This is a genomic window from Nostoc sp. KVJ3 (genome assembly GCF_026127265.1).
Classification (GTDB): Bacteria; Cyanobacteriota; Cyanobacteriia; order Cyanobacteriales; family Nostocaceae; genus Nostoc.
In genome coordinates this window covers 55,562-73,754 of record NZ_WWFG01000009.1, presented here as the reverse complement: position 1 = coordinate 73,754, position 18,193 = coordinate 55,562, and the positions used below count along the sequence as shown (strand labels likewise).

Genomic DNA, 18,193 nt, shown 5'->3' with positions numbered 1-18,193 from the left:
TATGCCCGAATTAGTGCCGAGCAGAATTATTCAATGATGAATCTCTCTGATGCACTGCTAATTCGACTAAGACATGAAGGGCATCAGATTACAATTGATAATCGACAATCCGAATCGGCAGTCAAACTGTTATTAAAGTCAGCCAAAGACGAAATCAAAACAAATTGAAGCCAAAGACATAGTAGCCGCCGCCGATTTAACTTACCCAGAAATAGCCCTGCTAGAATCCCAAGAAGCAGTTTCACCAGAAGACGCACTAGCAATTAGAAAATATTACCTGAAAGATTTCTACTGCGTAGACGAGCTAACATTAGAAGTTGTACTTTGGGACAAAGAAGGCCGACGGCGCGGGGAACTGCTCAACTTAGAAGCGCAACTTTATCCCGAATTAGGACTTGACAGAACAGCCAAATCATTAGAGAAACAAGCTAATTGGAATCAAGCTGTTTGCCCGTGGGATATTTCCGGTACAGCACTGCGGCGTTCTATGCGAGAAGCATTTGGATTAAATGACTTTTTAGATCCAAACAAAGAATGGACTAAAGCTGACCTCAAACCCTACGCCGACAAGATTCGCCTTTATGCCCCAGAAATATTACACCATCTCAACCGCACCATCAGCGACAAAATGAGTGATGTGCAGGTTGTGCATCAGATGTTATCGCAGTTGGGAATCAAAGCAGCTTTTCGCTGGTCGAGGTTTGAGCCGGGGTTTGAGAGGCAAAAAATTAAAGTCTACCGACTTGATCCTGAAACTTGGTCTAGCCTGATGTCCATTAGCTAAACGTGCCGCACGACGCGAACGCCTGAAAAATCTTGGAGAGTCTGATGGATCAGCTATGTCTTTTAATACTCAAAATAATCTAGGAGATCAAATCAACATCACCCGAAATCCCTTATAGAAAAAATTGATTGGACTTGTATGTACCGTCACAGGAGATGATGACCAGTTCTTGGTACAAGCAAACATTAGATAGTAGCTTAAGATGTCAGAACTTAACCAACAATACAGTGGTTTATTGCCGTTCACTGAACTTACACCAGTAGATAGGGACTGAAATAGACTTGATAAATTGTTGCTCTCATATTTGCACTGCCATATTCAAAAGCAGTGCTGGTTCGAGGTGGCTAATTTCTCAATAGTTTTGTGCATTCACTCTAGCCAAAATGAAAAGTTCATTATCAGACTGCACCTGGTGACACGAACCTTCTATTTCCGCCAGATTGTCCGATACGCGCTCATCGTCGCTCCAATGTGGAGCTAACATTCTACTTCTGCGCTGACTATGATTTGGGTTTCCTTGATCGTGAATTACCAGGAGTTAAATTAGAAAGCGTTGATGCTTTCCAACTCTGCCCCGAAGCGGGTAACGCCATGAGCAGACAGGCCACGCTATAGTCATGCTCTAACCCAACTTTGGCAGTCAAAACAGAAAATTACTCAACCGGCGATCGCCAACATTGCCGAAATCTCCCAAGCTTGGGTGAGCCGATTTACCCAGAGATGGGGGGCTGCAGCAATGCGAAAAAATTATTACTCCTGCTATTAGATAGTCTTAATAGCCGTAGTAATAAAAATTTGGCTGACTTAGACGACGATGAAAAGTGGTTAGCCCGTAAATACTTCCCGATGTTGATTGCTGAATCAGAATCATCACTCCCAACTTCGCTAGACGGGGTGGCGGAAGTTACCGAAGTTCTTGGTAGTACGGCGATGCGCGAGTTTTACACTCATGTTGCCCGGCTGTTACGGCTTCACTGCTGATGATTGTACTGAGTTGTCTGCCCACCGAAGTTTACTCAAATGAGTCCATTCTAAGAGGCCGTTGCCCGGTGCAACACATCTGTAACTTGACAGTGACGTTATAAAATTTATTGGTTTTTAATTCCTACTGAACTTAACAGTAACAAAAGACGCTCCCGGAGATGATGACGTACTTAATCATTCACTGAGCGGACAGATCACATACCTCTACACCCGATTACTTAATTAGGTGTAGTAACGACCTTTGTCAGGGCTGGTGACTTGTTCAACAGACTTAATGAGAAAAAGTTAGCTTAGAAACAAATTTCCTGTTCTGAAGTTGATGTCATGGGAACTATAGGTAACAAGTCTAATTAAAATTTCTCAGTACTGCCTATCATGTCCTATCTACTATTACGTGATTTGTTCCAAGTTAGGCAATACAAACCTGTGCCAAAAAAGCAACTGTCTAAGGTGAGAACACCACTGATTTTGATTGGCTTTACCTTAGCAATAGGGGTGATTGGCATTGCTAGCTACTTCGTAGTCAGAAAGTTAATTGTTCAACAACTTCAGGAAAAAGCGCTGCTTCAGGTTCTCAAGGAACTGATGAGATTGATCAATGGTTAGCAATTTGCTCTATTGAAATTCAAACTATTGCTAATACAGAGGTGGCGCGTTCCTTAAATTGGGGGAGTTATTGAACCATATTTAAACGCAGAAATTAAGCGCACTGATGAATTTTTCAAAATGGCAGTTTCGCTGCCCAACGGTTCCTATTACAACACTTTGGTAGGTAAAACTGATGCCAACAACTTGGATCGGGATTTTATTCAAAAAGCAATGGCAGGACAAGTCAATATATCAGATCCCTTCATCAGTCGGACTTCTGGAATTCCGGCTGTGGCGATCTCTTCTCCTATTCGCCAAAGTTATGACCTTACCAGTCGTCCTATTGGAGTTTTGAACGGTAGCTTGAAGGTAGATCGAATTATTCAAGTAGTCAACAGACTGCACTACGGTAATGGCAGTTATGCATTTGCACTTAACTCCAAGGGAGAGCCAATTATTCATCCCAATCCAGCGGTGATGTCAACTCTAGAAAAACCTGCCCACAGTTTTCTAGAGTCAGCCGACCCTAACTTAGCGGCGCTTGCTAGTCGTATGGTCAACCAACAGCAAGGAATCGAACTCATTCCCATTGATGGCACCAACAAATATGTTGCTTATGTTCATCTCAAACAAGCGAATTGGTCAATAGCTCTGGTTATACCGCGTGAAAACATCGAATCTCAACTAAAAGCGCTGAACTTACTTGCTTCCATATTGGGTGGACTACTTGGGGTCGCAGCAATTATAGCTTGGCGACAAATACAACTATCTCAACAAGCGAAAATGCAGGTTGTGCTGCTTAGTCAACAACAAAAAACATTACAACAGCAATCGCTTGAACTGGAGCAAGCTTTACGAGAATTGCAACAAACTCAAGCTCAGTTGATTCAAACTGAAAAAATGTCTAGCTTAAGTCAGTTAGTAGCAGGACTAGCACATGAAATTAACAACCCAATCAGCTTTATTTATAGTAATATCACTCCCGCCCATGAATATCTCCAAGATTTGCTCAGATTACTGCAACTTTACCAACATCACTATCCCCAGCCGGTGCCAGAAATTCAAGATGAGGCAGAAGCAATTGAATTGAATTTCTTGATGCAAGACTTGCCGAAGTTGCTGACTTCGATGAAACTCGGTGCGGACAGAATTAAACAAATTGTGCTATCTCTCCGAAACTTCTCACGCTTAGATGAGGCAGAAATGAAACTGGTAAACATCCATGAAGGTATCGATAGTACACTAATGTTTTTAGAAAGCCGCCTCAAGGCTACACCAGATCATCCAGCAATTGAAATTCTCAAAGAATATGCTGACCTGCCACTGGTGGAATGCTATGCCGGAGAACTCAATCAGGTGTTTATAAAACTTATAACAAACGCAATTGATGCCATAGAAGAGTCATTCGTTATTTGTCATCTCCTGCCTCAAGGTGAAGACAGCGCGTCTACTTCATTGATAAGGCGTAAAGGTCAAATTCGCATTCAAACTGAACTTACTGCTGACAAACAAATAATTATTCGCATTGTTGATAATGGAGTTGGGATTCCTGAAAATTTGCAAAACCAATTATTTAATCCCTTTTTTACTACTAAACCTGTTGGCAAAGGTACAGGCTTAGGTTTATCTATCAGTTATCAGATTGTTACTCAAAAACATCAAGGAAAATTGCAGTGTAATTCCACTTTGGGTAAAGGTACAGAATTTGTGATGGCAATTCCATTAAACCAGCAAAGGCAGCAAGCTGCCTAATTGGGGGCAAAAGTAGCGTTTTCAAAAAAGTATAACTCCAGATTAGAAGCAAGTTTCACCTACGCTGTTTCTATGTTCCCCCGATGTTGACTGTTGCTGACTATAGCCAAGACACTCCAGCTACGCCGTCGCTGTGATTCAGCAAACACTGATATAATCATGAGGTTTCAGCTACGCTGTTATCGTTCTTTATCCCACCCGAAATCACCCGAAACCGTCCTCCCAGCTACGCTGTTGTCCCCTCGCCCCAGTCTCTCGCTGTGTCCCCGTACCTCCGTAGCACTTGACACCTCGCTACTCCCGTATTTTGGCTAGAAGCAAGCCGTGCCTTTTGCCTCCGGCAAACCTCGCTTCGCTCGGACGACAGGCTTGCCAAAGGGGGAAGTGTCCCCGCTTTGGAAACCCCCTCTCATACCTCCCTCAGTTATGCGTCCTAAACTGTCAAAAAACCTGCTTCGTACCAAGACATTAGAAGCTCGTGTCAACGTAATCGAACACGAGATGATTAAGTTGAAAGCACAAGACGCGGGACTAAGCATAGCTGAATTAACAAGACGCAGTGTTTTACTAAAACCACTGCCCAAACGACTGAGCAAAATAACCCTAGCTACTTATAGAGAATTAGTACGCATCGGCAACAATATTAATCAACTTACCAGAGCCACCAATACAGCTATTAAAATGGGACTGCGACCACCCGCAGATCCAGAACAACTAAAACAGCTACAAGAACTCTTACAACAAATTGGTCGGGAACTGTCCCAAATTGAAACTGAAATTACCGATGACGATGACATTGACGACGACGGAGAGCAGGAGGACTGGGAGTAAAAATGATTGGCAACCAAACCAAGGGTAAAAGCTTTCGTGGACTCCTTGACTATCTTGAAAACAAAGAGCAGTCATCTTTAATTGGCGGCAATATGTTTGGCAGAAATGCCAGAGAACTCGCTAGAGAATTCCGACTGTCTCGACAACTTAATCCAGAAGCGGAGAAAGTAGTTCACCATGTTTCGCTCTCACTAAGCCCAGGCGAACAGCTAGACAATGATACTTGGTGCCTTGTAGCCGACAAGTACATCGAGGAAATGGGTTACACAGCTAACCAATATGCCATCTACCGCCACAGCGACCGCAACCACGACCATATACATATTTGCGCCAGCAGAATCAGTTTGGATGACGGCAAGATTACCCGCGATAGCTGGGAGTATGTGCGCTCTGAAAAAATCATTCGACAGCTAGAACTAGAATATGGTTTACAGCAAACTCTAAGTAGCAAGGAGAAACTGAACCGCGCCCCCAGCTATGGGCAACAGCGACGAATCGAAAGGGAACAACTAGAATACGAGCATGGTTTGAGAAACACGCCGCCACAACAGTCAATCAAAACCCAACTAATTGAAGTAATCGACCGCGCCATAGTAGATAAACCGACTATGCCGCAACTGGTTGAGCGATTGCAATTACAAGGTGTAGAAGTTCGTCACGGATTAACACGCAACGGTAAAAGTAAGGGCATCTCGTACTCGTGGAATGACCAGAAATTCAGCGGCACATCTTTGGGGCCTGCCTATACATTCCCAGGTTTACAAAAACATAAGTTTATTGACTACCAGCCCCAACGGGATGATGAGCTTATTGAGAATCTGTTGAAGAATCCTAAAGAGCAAGCAGTGGAGAGCCAAAGATTCATAAATACAATCGTTGACTTTATTGAACAGTCAGTAGTTGATGATGCCTTGGCTGAAACGTTGCCACAATTAACAGAACAACTATCTATTTATCGGCAACAACTCTTTCGAGCTAAAACTGCATTCAATGACTTTGAAACAGCGTTGACGACTGAGTTGCAATCCCACGCAGATCAGAAAGCAATTTTGTCAATCTCTGATTATATTGAGCAATCAGCTATCGAGTCAGCTTTAACTGAAACAGTATTAGGATTAACAGAGCAACTATCTCAATACAAAGAGCAACTATTTATTGATAAAACTACATTCAATGACTTTGATGAAGCATTTACGGCTGAGTTGCAATCCCATGCAGTGAAGAAAGCCATTTTATCAATCTTTGATTATATTGAGCAATCAACTATCGAGTCAGCTTTAACTGAAACAGTATTAGGATTAACAGAGCAAATTTCTCAATACAAAGAGCAACTATTTATTGATAAAACTACATTCAATGACTTTGATGAAGCATTTACGGCTGAGTTGCAATCCCATGCAGTGAAGAAAACCATTTCATCAATCTTTGATTCTTACGGGGGGACAAAAAGGGCTAGGATGCAGATAAAATAAGCTTCATAGCTCTTTCGCCTTGTTGATAATACTTACGCTTATTAGGAGCTAGTGTCATTAACTCGGACACCAATTCATAAGAATTTTCCATGAAATTGACCCAGTTAGACCCATATAATCCAATATAAAAACTGCTATGACGGCGAATTGTCCTTAAAGATTCTTTAATTCGTCCAACATATTTTTGAACACCCATGCGTTTAATTTTTTGACCAGATATAGTTGCACTTGTATAGGCGAGCGAGATTAATAATATTAGGGAAATTAGCCTTTGACCTGATACATTAGTATCTTCCAAGTTATAACCACCGCTTTTAAAATCTCTAAACATCTCTTCAATATCAAAACGCTGTTTATAAGCAATAATCGCCGAATCTAAATCATCTAAATTAGTTAAGATAAACCAAGCCTCTTCCGGCGCAACTCCAAAGCGTTTACGTTTCCATTTACCTGCAAGATTAAAGGTAATAAATCCTGTAGATTTTGTATATTTAATACCTTGATAAAAGAAAGAAAGTCCAGGTGCTAAACCTAAATCTCTTAATTGCAGCCAAATTTCCGGTTCTATTTCTATAAATGCATCCTTTTTTAAGCGTAAACAGAAATATACTTTCTGCTCTGTCAACCAGTTAGCCAGCTTTATTGAACAAAATTCTCGGTCTCCTAACACTACAGTTTTATAATTCTTGAAAATCGGTAATGCTTTTTTGAATACTGCTTCTTGCTCATCAAAATTACTCGAACCTAACTTGCCTAACAACTCAAAATATATTGGGATAGACCTCTTATCCCAAACTACGCTGATCATTAATAAATTAATACATCCCCAATTAGTCCTGTCTATTACTAAATAAACAACTTGATTTAAAGGAAAATATATTTCTAGCCAACTTTTAATAATTGGGAACCATATCTCTTCAACATTTATATAATTTAAAGATAAGAATCGTTGGATTTTCTTTCTTCTACTTTCAAATAATATGGGGATAGGTAAACCAGTAGCCAATGCTTCAAGGCTTACAGTTTTTATTGATTGTAATAAATTAATTAGAATTTTTAGTAATAAATATTCTGCACGTCCCAATTCTCGCTTGAGGTTTGTCTCGTAGAATTCTGGTAACATTATCATTAAATAGAGCTTGTTGCGAATGAAGGCTCTTTTTGTTTTACCACAAATTGCTACACTCGTTGCCCTATATCTATTTCAGGATATTTTGTCTCCCCTCAAGTCTTTGATTATATTGAGCAATCAGCTATCGAGTCAGCTTTAAGCCAAGCAGTATTAGGATTAACACAGCAAGTTTCTCAATATCATCAGCAGCTACTTGAAGCGAAAACTACATTCAATGACTTTGAAACAGCATTGACGGCTGAGTTACAATCTCATGCAGAGAAGATAGCTATCTTATCAATCTCTGATTACGTTGAGCAATCGACTGTTGAATCTGCCTTAACTGAAACAGTATTAGAATTAACGCAACAACTTTCTCAATACAAAGAGGAACTCATTACAGCTAAAACTACATTCAATGACCTGGATGCAGTACTTGCGAATGAGTTACAATCATATCTAGAGAAAAGAGCTATTTCATCGATTTCTGATTATATTGAGCAATCGGCTGTTGAATCAGCATTAACCCAAACAGTATTAGAATTAACGCAACAACTTTCTCAATACAAAGAGGAACTCATTACAGCTAAAACTACATTCAATGACCTGGATGCAGTACTTGCGAATGAGTTACAATCATATCTAGAGAAGAGAGCCATTTCATCAATTTCTGATTATATTGAGCAATCGACTGTTGAATCGGCCTTAACTGAAACAGTATTAGAATTAACACAACAACTTTCTCAAAATCAGCAGCAGCTATCAGCCGGAAGAACCATATTCGACGACCTGGAAGCAGCGATTGTTTATTTGGAGCAACTCCATAGATCGCAAAAACCAGTAGACGCAATTGCTCTTAATCAAACTCCAACTATAACCACAGATGAACCAAAGCTAACCCCGAATCAAACAGCCGAGTTATATGAGTATTACAGCGCCGACTTGCAAAACTTATTAGTGACTGACCGAGATAAAGAAATTGCAATCAGGGCGCTATTAGATGATAAACCAGCCCAAGATGTTGAAGAAATTATCTTTGCCAGTCCAGCCGGATGGACTATTGATGAAGCTAAAGCATTAGTTTTAATCGCTAACAATCAACTGGCACACTTACAAGAACAACCCCAGTTTGTACCTCCACCAGAGGATGAAAGCAAAAGGCAAGTACTACAGTATTACCTGACTCAAAAACGCGCTATAACTAATTTTCTTGTGCAACCATTACAACGGCAGGGGTTGGGTTATATAGATCAACAGGCTCAGGTTGTGTTTATCAAGCGGGGTTTAGATGGTTCTAAGTCAGGCGCACTGGTTTGGGATACCGCACGGATTGACAATCGTTGTACGGAGTACCCCGAAAACAGCGATGGGCTACGCCCCGCCGGAGGCGATCGCTCTCCTGGGTGGTTTCATTTCAAATTGGGTGGAGAGCCTGACGATAAAATTGAGAGAGTATACCTGTGTTCTTCCCCCATTGATGCGCTGACAATGGCAGAGATTGATAGGAATGCACACAAGGGGCAACCACCAGTTAGAACAATGTACATGGCAGTGGATGACCAGGATAACTTGCCTTTTGAACTCCTCAGAAATATCAGCAGAATTGGACTGGCATTTAATAATGATGATCTTGGTAATGAAGCTGCCCAGGTTGTTCAGGAAATGCTACCCCAGGCTAAAAGAATTGCACCCAAGGGGCTTAGTTGGAATGAGGTTTTTGTTAGAGAGCGGCAGCAGCAGCAAGAGATGCTGGAGCAAAAGCAACGGGGGCGAGGTTTTAGTCGATGATCTCGCGCCATCGCCGACGAACTCGTGACCGCTACGCTCTCGGAGTCGGTGGCTCTTACGGGCAGAAAGATTACTGGTTGGGCCAACTAGATCGTGCAAGCCCGCAAGAGCCACTCCGCTGCGCCGACTCCGAGCCACGAGTTCTGAAATCTTGGAAGTATTGACACTGTAGACCTTTTGAATATATTAATGCTTAACAGTGGGGCAGGTAGTACGGAGAGGTTTTGGTAAAGGTGCCGTGCGATCGCTATTTTGGCGGCATAGCGCAATCAGTTTGCCACTGGCGGGAAGTGAGGTAAGTAATTAACAGCGTCAAAATAGTACCAAGATTGAGCAATGCCTACTCAATAGTAGAGATTACGGAGTTGCTGGAATTAAAGTTGACAAATATTTCCGTAGACTTCGTGGCGGCAAGTGTTAATGCTTAAGCAGAAAATCATGATCAGCAGAAAAATTATTAGTCAAAGTTCTGAGCAGCACACCTGTCAAAAACTCATTATATTACCTGAACTTATAAAGCATAGCTGAATTTACTAATTGGGCGTTAACTGATGAAAAAATCTGTTTCTATCGTCATCACAGTTTACAATCGAGAAAACTACCTTGCTGCGGCAATAAAAAGTGTCCTAGCTCAAACTTGGTCTGACTTAGAATTGTTAATCTGGGACGATGGCTCTACAGATCGTTCCGTTGAAATCGCATCCGAGTATGCCCAGCAAGATCAACGCATCCGAGTCATAGCCGCCAAACATACTGGTATCGCCCCTGCTATCCACGGGGCTGTTGCTGCAACTACTGGAGATTATATCGGTTGGGTAGACAGTGACGATATTCTAGCTCCAACCGCCTTAGAACAGACAATTTCCATTCTGAATAACCACCCCTTGGTAGGACTTGTTTACACAGACTATCAACTAATGGACGAACAGGGGAACCTGTATGGAATCGGGCAGCGTTGCCAAATCCCCTATTCCAAAGAACGGCTACTTGTTGACTTTATGATCTTCCATTTCCGCCTAATACGCCGCACCGTTTACGAGCAAGTGGGAGGTATTGATCCGAACTTTACTTATGCTGAAGAGTATGATTTGTGTCTAAAACTCTCTGAAGTCACTGAATTTTACCATATCGCCCAGCCTCTCTACTATTATCGTCGTCACTCTGGTAACTTGACTAACCAACAGTTTGAACCGATTCGCTGGTCTCAAAAAGCAATCAATAACGCACTCAAAAGGCGGGGGTTAGACAGCCAATATGAGCTATCTATGCAAGTCGTCGCTCATTTTACTATTAAATCTAAACACCGCTCTCAAAACACTTCTAACTCCCCTCAGCAAATTTTAAATTCACCAACCACTGTTTCGATTATCATTCCAACTTACAATCGGAAACATTATCTTAAATACGCTCTCGATAGCGTCTGTTGTCAAACCTATACTGACTACGAAATAATCGTAGTTGATGACGGCTCCACTGATGGGACTGCGGATTGGATTCAAACCCATTATCCACAGGTCAAACTGTTACAAATACCCACTAATACTGGTGCTGCTGCCGCTAGAAATTTGGGCATCAAAAACGCGCTGGGACAATTTATCGCCTTTCTCGATAGCGACGACCAATGGCTACCAGACTACTTGCAACATCAAATTGACACTCTCAAACAAACACCCACTGCTGTCCTCAGCTACTGCAACTATATCGCCATTACTAGCGTTGACCACAAGGGCGACCAAATGAGCCTCAGTCCAAGCCATCCAGACGACCTAATTTTTTCGATGCTTTGGCGATGCTTCATTCACACACTCTCTCAAGTCGTCGTACCCAAATCAGTCTTCCAAACAGTTGGTTTATTAAACGAACAGTTGAAAGGCTGTCATGACTGGGAGTTTTACTTGAGACTGTTTGCACACGGGTCTCCAGTACATATTCCCAAGTATTTAGTTCGCAAACGCTGGTTGCCTGACAGCATCGTTACTCAATCTAACTGTACTGGATGGTTAGCAAATGGGCTTCAAGTCCTAGAAGAATTTTATCGTCGCCCCGCCAACGCCTGCTACAGCGATTTGCGACCAACCATTGAAACTCATTTTCGTACAACTGTAGAACAATTCAAGTCATACATTTTCCCCGCTTTCAATCAAAATCAGAGCCAGTCCATCACTGCCTCCCTAGTTTCCATTATTATCTCTAGTGATAACGCCAGGAGATTTGCTGCCTGCCTACACAGTTGCCAACAACAAATTTATCAGAATCTGGAAATTATTATTGTTGAACACGACTCAACCGAGGACTTGAGCGAAATTAGTCGCCAATTTGCCAGCACAACTAAAGGACGTGTAATCTTAACTCAATGCCAGCAACCAGGAGCAAGTTCTGCTTACAATCAGGGATTAGCTTTAGCTACTGGTGACTATATCCAATGGCTGGATGGTTCAGATGAATTGACAAAAGAAAAAATTGCCTTGCAAGTAGCAGCATTAGAACAAAATCGTCAGTTTGACATTGCCTATGGTGATTGGCAATGGTGCTTTTATCAAAACGAGCAGTGTCAATTAAGAATTGCTTTTGCATTCCAGCAGAATGACGATGAAAGAATGCAGAGACTAATGCATAACTGGCAACCTCTTCATGCCTTCCTAATTCGTCGCTCTACAGCAGTGCGCTTGCAAGAGTTACAAGTGTGGAATGATCCACAGACTCAATTGGATGCAGACCGGGAGTATTTAACTCTAGCAGCAATGGTGGGGTTTCGTTTTCTTCACGTTCAAAATTCTACCGTACTCTACAATCATTTCTCCTCCAGTCAGATAATTTTGTCCGACTCTTATGTTCTGAGAGTCGAGAGACTCAAGCAAATGTTTTTACGCTTTCAATACCATGCCACAATGCAGCCACTAGGTGAGATTACAGAACAACATTGGTTTCTGCTCAAGCAAAGTTGGGATTTGTGGAAACTCGCACCAGTTACACTTGAGCGACACGGAGAAGAAGCTTTTTTTCTTCAGCACTCTCAAAAAGAGCTAGGAATACCGCTCAACTTAGCCCAAGCCAGGATAGTCAGCGCCTTATACAAATCTGAGCAAGCTTGCACTTTAGAAGATCATGCTCGTCAAATTGTGCGGATGTTTTGGAAGCAAATCGTTCAACAGCCTGGAGGTGAGGCAAAAAATGTTGCAGCCGAACTCACAAGATGGGTAGGACTTGCTCATCCTGAAACTTCTGATTCTTCCCCTCGTCAACTGGGGCACACTGGCAGTCAAAGTACATCTTTACTGCAAGCCTCAATTGATGCAATTCCGTTGTCTGCCCCGTTGTTTGTAGAACAGCAATTGGCAGTGCTTTACGTACTGGACAAACTTCGGACTGCTGGAATGCTTAACCAAGTTTCTGCTCCACAGTCAGAAATAAATCAGTCAATGCCAGCTAGATAAATCTTGTAAATTCTTTTCCGAAAAAACATCTAAAACATATAAAAACTTTAATCTAACTATAAATTCACTTGTCAAGCCAGAATTTTACCTAAAAAACAACCAGTAATAATTTCCGTAAAGCTTCGGTAGACTGAAACGCAAATATTATCTTATCTTCAACTCAAGTACCTGCATTATTCAAAGATTCGAGGTTTGATGAATATCTAGAAGTGTTGAGTTCGTTCCAATCCTTAAAACTTGAGAATTCCGAAATCATTTCTTACCTGGACTATCTTCATCAAAGATATTTGTTTTCTGAGAGCAAGCATTTATTCAATTCTTAATTAATCAAATGGCTATTCAGTACTCTTTATGCTAAATCAATCTGCCCCAAATCTGAAATCCTTGATTAAAATTCAAATTGGCAGGATTTTTGGGAATTTTTAGGCTGATTTAGCAATTTCAATATTCTAGCTTGTCTTTTTAAGCTATTTTTTGATGTTTCACTAATAGTTAAGTATCTTTTGTAATGAATCCTCAGAGAAATTAAGATTTTGATTTCATCATAACAAACTCTCAATAGATAATTATACGGCTCAGTTTTTCGTCACAATAATTCATCATTAAAAAGATACAACTTATGTCAAGTACTGATATGATTATCCCCACTGATGCTTCTTCATCTCAAGGAGGGCTATTACCATCTTCTCTGACAGTCACATCTTTCAGCAGTGGAAGAGAGTATAATTCGTCATTAATAGGGTTGCAAAAAACATCTCCAACAAGTAGTGCTTCTGGTCTGATTGACACTAATCAGGAAACTCTTACTAACTACAGTAATTCTGTTAGTACTATCTCTGATAGTTTACCGTTATTTAATCAATCAGTTTTTTCGACATCTCTGGCATCTCAATCACTTCCAAACAATCCGACAACTGGTTTAGATCCACTGACTGGAAGTGGGAAAAATCTGTCCCTAGTTGGAATTAATAGTAACGATTCTCTTTTAAATCCTAGTTCAGTATTAAAGGGAAAGTTTGGTAATTTCGATAATCATCAAAATTTCCAGTTAACTCTACAAGATGCTAATGGAAATCCAGAAAACTTTTCTCTGACTGGCGATGGTGAAGGTGAAGTATTTCAAACTAACCTTGGTGAGCAAATTATTTTCACTGGTACTGATGGAACCACGAAAGTCCAAATCTCAGCATCCAATAATCTTCAATTTGGTGATTACATTGGTTCAGAACTTAACGTTCAGACAGAAGGCAGTATTACATCTGGCAATATCCTCTCGAATGGTGGGGCAATTAACCTAACCAGCTATCAGGGGTCTGTTACTAGTAAAGGTAACATCACTACTAGCGGCGGCGACATCAGCCTCACTAGCACTGAAGGATTGGTCGCGGTTTCAGGGACATTAGATGCCTCAAGTCTGGCTAATGGGCACAAGGGCGGAACCGTACAAGTATTGGGAAACACGGTTGCCTTGCTTGACCAAGCTCAAATTAATGTATCAGGTAATGCTGGAGGTGGGACTGCTCTTATTGGTGGTGATTACCAGGGCAAAGGGACAGTGCCTCAGGCTCAAAGCACGTTTGTCAGCAATGGTGCAAAAGTTAACGCCGACGCAGTGAACAGTGGTAATGGTGGTAAGGTAGTTGTTTGGTCTGACAATACCACCCGCTTCTTGGGCAACATTAGTGCCCGTGGTGGAAGCAAATCCGGCAATGGAGGGATGGTCGAAGTTTCAGGAAAACAACTGCTCGATTTTCAAGGGATGGTTTATGCCAATGCTGTTAATGGGTTAGCCGGAACTTTACTGTTAGACCCCAAAAATATTATCATTGACGATTCACAAGGACGTGCCGCTTATATCAGCGGTCCTTTCCAATATTGGGGTAGTTCTGCAACTGCCAGTGACCAGAATGCTATGAATGCAGCATTTGGCGCTGGTAATTGGGATAATCTGAGCCTCTCCAGTGCTGGAGCAACTCCTTTCGCCACTGGCACAGGCAATGATTACAAATTTATCTTTCTGGATGGTGGAGACAGCCAAGCCGTCAATCTAAGTAACTATCTAGCAACTAACTCGGCCAGCATAGATGCCTGGGTCAAGCAAGGCGGACATCTGTTCATTAATGCCGCTCCTAACGTAGGGGGTAGCTTCTCATTGGGCTTTGGAGTAACGCTTAATTATGATGGTTCTAGTGATTTTGCCAGGGATGTAGTTGCTGCCGAGCCATCTCATCCCATCTTTAACGGTCTACTGCCTACCGCTACCAGTTTTAGCGGGGATTACTTCAGTCACGCCACTGTTTCTGGCGGAGGCATTACCCCTATCCTTTTGCGTAACTCTGGCGGCGGTGGAAACCCAGGTGGAAACCCAGGCGGAAACCCAGGCGGAAACCCAGGTGGCGGCTATGGTGGAGACCAGATTGTTGTCCAGGGTGGCGGCTATGGTGGAGACCAGATTGTTGTCCAGGGTGGCGGCTATGGTGGAGACCAAATTGTTGTCCATAATGTTGTCCAGAACGTTGTCCAGGGTGGCGGCATCGTACTAGGAGAAGAGCCTGTAGGACAAGGGCTTGCTTTATTTGGTGGAATGACCACTACCAACTGGCACACGCCGCAACCAAGTGCAAACAATTTGCTGGTCAATATTCTTGAGTATGCGTCTGCACCCACACCGCTCAGTGCTAATGATACCTTTGCCCAAAATCCGGATGTGACAACAACGATCTCGCCCACGCAAATTACCAAAATTACAAATGCGGGGACAGCCGTGGTGCTGCAAGCTAACAATGACATCACGGTTAATAAAGCAATTACGACTAGTGCAGTCGGAAGCGGTGGCAGCCTGACCCTGGAAGCCGGTCGCAGCATCAATGTCAATGCTAACATCACTACGGATAACGGCGATCTGACGCTTAAGGCTAATGATTCTGATGCGGTAGCGGCGGAACGTGACCCTGGTGCAGCAGTGATTACTATGGCTCTAGGAACTACACTGAATGCTGGTACGGGTAAGGTGAGCGTTTCTCTGAATCAGGGTACTGAAGGCGGAAATAATCCCAGCGGTGATGTCACAATTGGTAGTATTGCCGCGAAACAAGTGGACATTTTGAGTGATGGCGGTGTCACTACACAGAGCGATATTGAAACCAATGGCGGTGATTTAAATATTACTGCTCTTAAAGATATCGCTGTTCAGAAAATCATCGCCCAAAATGGTGGAATTAGTCTCACCAGCAGTAATGGTGCGATTACTGCAAGTAGTGAAATTACTGCTGATAATGGTGTAACTGCTCTAGCCAAACAGGACATCACAACTAGCAATCTCAGTTCAAATAGTGGAGCAGTCAGCTTAATTAGCACTCAAGGTGCTGTTATGAATGGTGACATTACTTCCACCAGTGGAGGTGTAGCAATATTAGCAACCCAGAACATCACCACTAATAACATCCACTCGCAGAATGGAACAGTTACCCTAAGTAGTCATAGTGGTGCTGTTACTACTACTGGCGACATTAATACCGATGGTGGCAGTGTAGATATTGCAGCAGGTGGTGATGTGGCAACCCATAGCATCACCTCAAATAATGGAGCAGTCAACTTAATCACCAGCCTGGGTACTGTTACTACCTCTGGTGATATCATCGCTACCAAGGATGTAGATATTGAAGCAGGCGGTAATGTGGCAACTAGCAACATCCTGTCGCATGGTGGAGCAGTTAACCTTAGTAGCACTACTGGTTCTATTACTGCTAGGGGTGATATCGCTACTAGCAGTGGCTTTGTAGATATTGAAGCAAGCGGTGATGTAGCAACCCGTAGCATCACCTCAAATAATGGAGCAGTCAACCTGATTAGCAAGCAGGGGATTATTACTGCTACTGGGGATCTGACTACAGAAGGTGACTTTATAAACATTGAAGCTACTGAGAATATTGCTACCCATAATATCCTGTCACATGGTGGAGGTATTTATCTGACTAGCACCAAGGGGGCAGTAAATACAGGATTTTTAAATTCAAACGGGAATGGTGCAGGGGGAGATGTTTATGTGCAAGCCGCTGGTGTATTCCAAGCTACAGGCTCAGTAGCAATCAACAGCAAAAATTATAGGGTTTACACTGGCAACAGCTCGCTTATCATTGCTCAAGGTTCTGCTTCACTCTTATCTGAAAGTCTCAGCCCTGATTATTATTCCAAGGGTTTGGATAAATCTCAAGAAATACAGCCCGACACCAGTAGCATCCAAGTAGCAAATAACCCTACCGTTCACCCTGATAACCACCAAGACCTTTGGCCGTCTCAAATTAACCTTTCAACAGATAAACAGCAGCAATTAGAAGGTTTTATCAAGCAATTGTGGCACGCAGTCCAACCATTAGCTGAATTTGTCTTAGGAACTATGTACCAGTTTCTGTATGACAATGGTGGCTCTATCAGAGCGTTATTAAAGCCTTTGCAGCTGACTCAAAAAGAAGAAGTTTTATGGGAGCGAACTCTGCCAAACTCAGCAGCTTTTAAGTTGGGACGCACGCTTGGAGGTGGAGCAGCAATTGTCCAAGGAATAGCAGAGTTCTTGACAGGGAGTATTGCAGAAGTTGGGGGTGGAGGTTTATGTATTACTGGAATAGGCTGCCCTGGTGGGGTAGTAGCGATCGCCACAGGGGCAATTTTGCAGTCTCATGGTGCAGCTACGGCTATATTCAGTGCTGGGGAAGAAGGCAAGTTGCTTAGGGATCTACTTAGCCCTAATAGAATGGAAAGCAGCTCAAATAACCCTCTAGAAGGACAAAATTTTTACGTACCAAATCCAAAAGATAATACTACTCTTAGCTCGATTCGAGAAGAATTATCAAGTGAAAATATACTGTCTGACCAGAAAATTGATGAGGGAGGATTTGGGACAGTTTATAAAATTCCAGAACATAAAGATTTAGTGATTAAAGTCCCTACTCAATCCCAAGGGGGACAAAATAATCAATTGATTCAAGAAGCTAAAAACCTATATGAGCTAACAAAGAAAAACTATCCAACTGTCTATAAAGGTCTAATTGAGTGGGTTGATTCCAATGGTATTAGCAGGCAAGGTATTCTTATGAAAAAGGTAGACGGTGTGCTAAGTAAGCGTATCCTGCATCAAGGAAAATTTATTAATGACCCACCTAATCCAGTAATTGAGAAATACGTCACTCAAAAAACTATTGAAGACTTAAAGGCATTTAAGCAAAAAGCGAAAGATGATACAATAGTTATTGATGACTTGCAGTTTATGGTTTCAAAAAAAGATGGATCTATAAGTCTTATAGATCCTGCACGAGTCGAGCATCTTCCTTATAAACTCCAAAATAATGGACAAATTATTATTAGAGGAAAAAGTGCAAACAGAATAAAAGACAATTATCTCCGTCGGATCGATAAGCTCATTCAAGATTTTAGCAGTTTACTTAAAAATTAA

At 42.1% G+C, this 18,193-nt stretch carries 10 protein-coding genes; 9 read left to right on the top strand and 1 reads right to left on the bottom strand.

Going from position 1 to position 18,193, the window contains the following annotated elements; all coding sequences use genetic code 11:
- Positions 1-487 precede the first annotated feature (487 nt).
- The 6 genes from GTQ43_RS38425 to GTQ43_RS38400 all read left to right on the top strand — a co-directional run bounded on the left by GTQ43_RS38425 (position 488) and on the right by GTQ43_RS38400 (position 6,411).
- The gene (locus GTQ43_RS38425; RefSeq protein ID WP_265277894.1) at positions 488-784 is read left to right on the top strand and encodes a hypothetical protein; all 297 of its coding nucleotides are present in this window, start codon (positions 488-490) and stop codon (positions 782-784) included.
- 633 nt (positions 785-1,417) lie between these two features.
- Positions 1,418-1,765, top strand: coding sequence for a hypothetical protein (locus GTQ43_RS38420; RefSeq protein WP_265277893.1), 348 nt, complete (start codon positions 1,418-1,420; stop codon positions 1,763-1,765).
- A 378-nt stretch (positions 1,766-2,143) separates the two neighbouring features.
- A complete protein-coding gene (locus GTQ43_RS38415; RefSeq protein WP_265277892.1) occupies positions 2,144-2,374 on the top strand; it encodes a hypothetical protein in 231 nt (76 codons plus the stop codon).
- Positions 2,375-2,494: 120 nt separating this feature from the next.
- Positions 2,495-4,108 (top strand): ATP-binding protein, encoded by a 1,614-nt coding sequence (locus tag GTQ43_RS38410; protein ID WP_265277891.1) that lies wholly within the window; start codon positions 2,495-2,497, stop codon positions 4,106-4,108.
- Between the two features lie 426 nt (positions 4,109-4,534).
- Positions 4,535-4,939 (top strand): MobC family plasmid mobilization relaxosome protein, encoded by a 405-nt coding sequence (locus GTQ43_RS38405; RefSeq protein WP_265277855.1) that lies wholly within the window; start codon positions 4,535-4,537, stop codon positions 4,937-4,939.
- A gap of 2 nt (positions 4,940-4,941) precedes the next feature.
- Entirely contained in the window at positions 4,942-6,411 is a 1,470-nt protein-coding gene (locus GTQ43_RS38400) for a relaxase/mobilization nuclease domain-containing protein (protein WP_265277854.1), read from the top strand.
- On the opposite strand, the gene GTQ43_RS38395 is transcribed toward GTQ43_RS38400, so the two are convergent.
- Positions 6,392-7,534: an IS4 family transposase gene (locus tag GTQ43_RS38395; protein ID WP_265277253.1), complete on the bottom strand. Its 1,143-nt coding sequence runs from the start codon at positions 7,532-7,534 to the stop codon at positions 6,392-6,394. The genes GTQ43_RS38400 and GTQ43_RS38395 overlap by 20 nt on opposite strands.
- A gap of 240 nt (positions 7,535-7,774) precedes the next feature.
- Between GTQ43_RS38395 and GTQ43_RS38390 the strand changes: the two genes are divergently transcribed.
- The 3 genes from GTQ43_RS38390 to GTQ43_RS38380 all read left to right on the top strand — a co-directional run bounded on the left by GTQ43_RS38390 (position 7,775) and on the right by GTQ43_RS38380 (position 18,193).
- Positions 7,775-9,310 carry a toprim domain-containing protein gene (locus GTQ43_RS38390; protein WP_265277853.1) on the top strand — a complete coding sequence of 512 codons (1,536 nt, stop codon included), beginning with the start codon at positions 7,775-7,777 and terminating at the stop codon, positions 9,308-9,310.
- Between the two features lie 551 nt (positions 9,311-9,861).
- On the top strand, positions 9,862-12,744 hold the full coding sequence (locus tag GTQ43_RS38385; protein ID WP_265277890.1) for a glycosyltransferase family 2 protein: 2,883 nt from the start codon (positions 9,862-9,864) through the stop codon (positions 12,742-12,744).
- 619 nt (positions 12,745-13,363) lie between these two features.
- A complete protein-coding gene (locus GTQ43_RS38380) occupies positions 13,364-18,193 on the top strand; it encodes a hypothetical protein (protein ID WP_265277889.1) in 4,830 nt (1,609 codons plus the stop codon).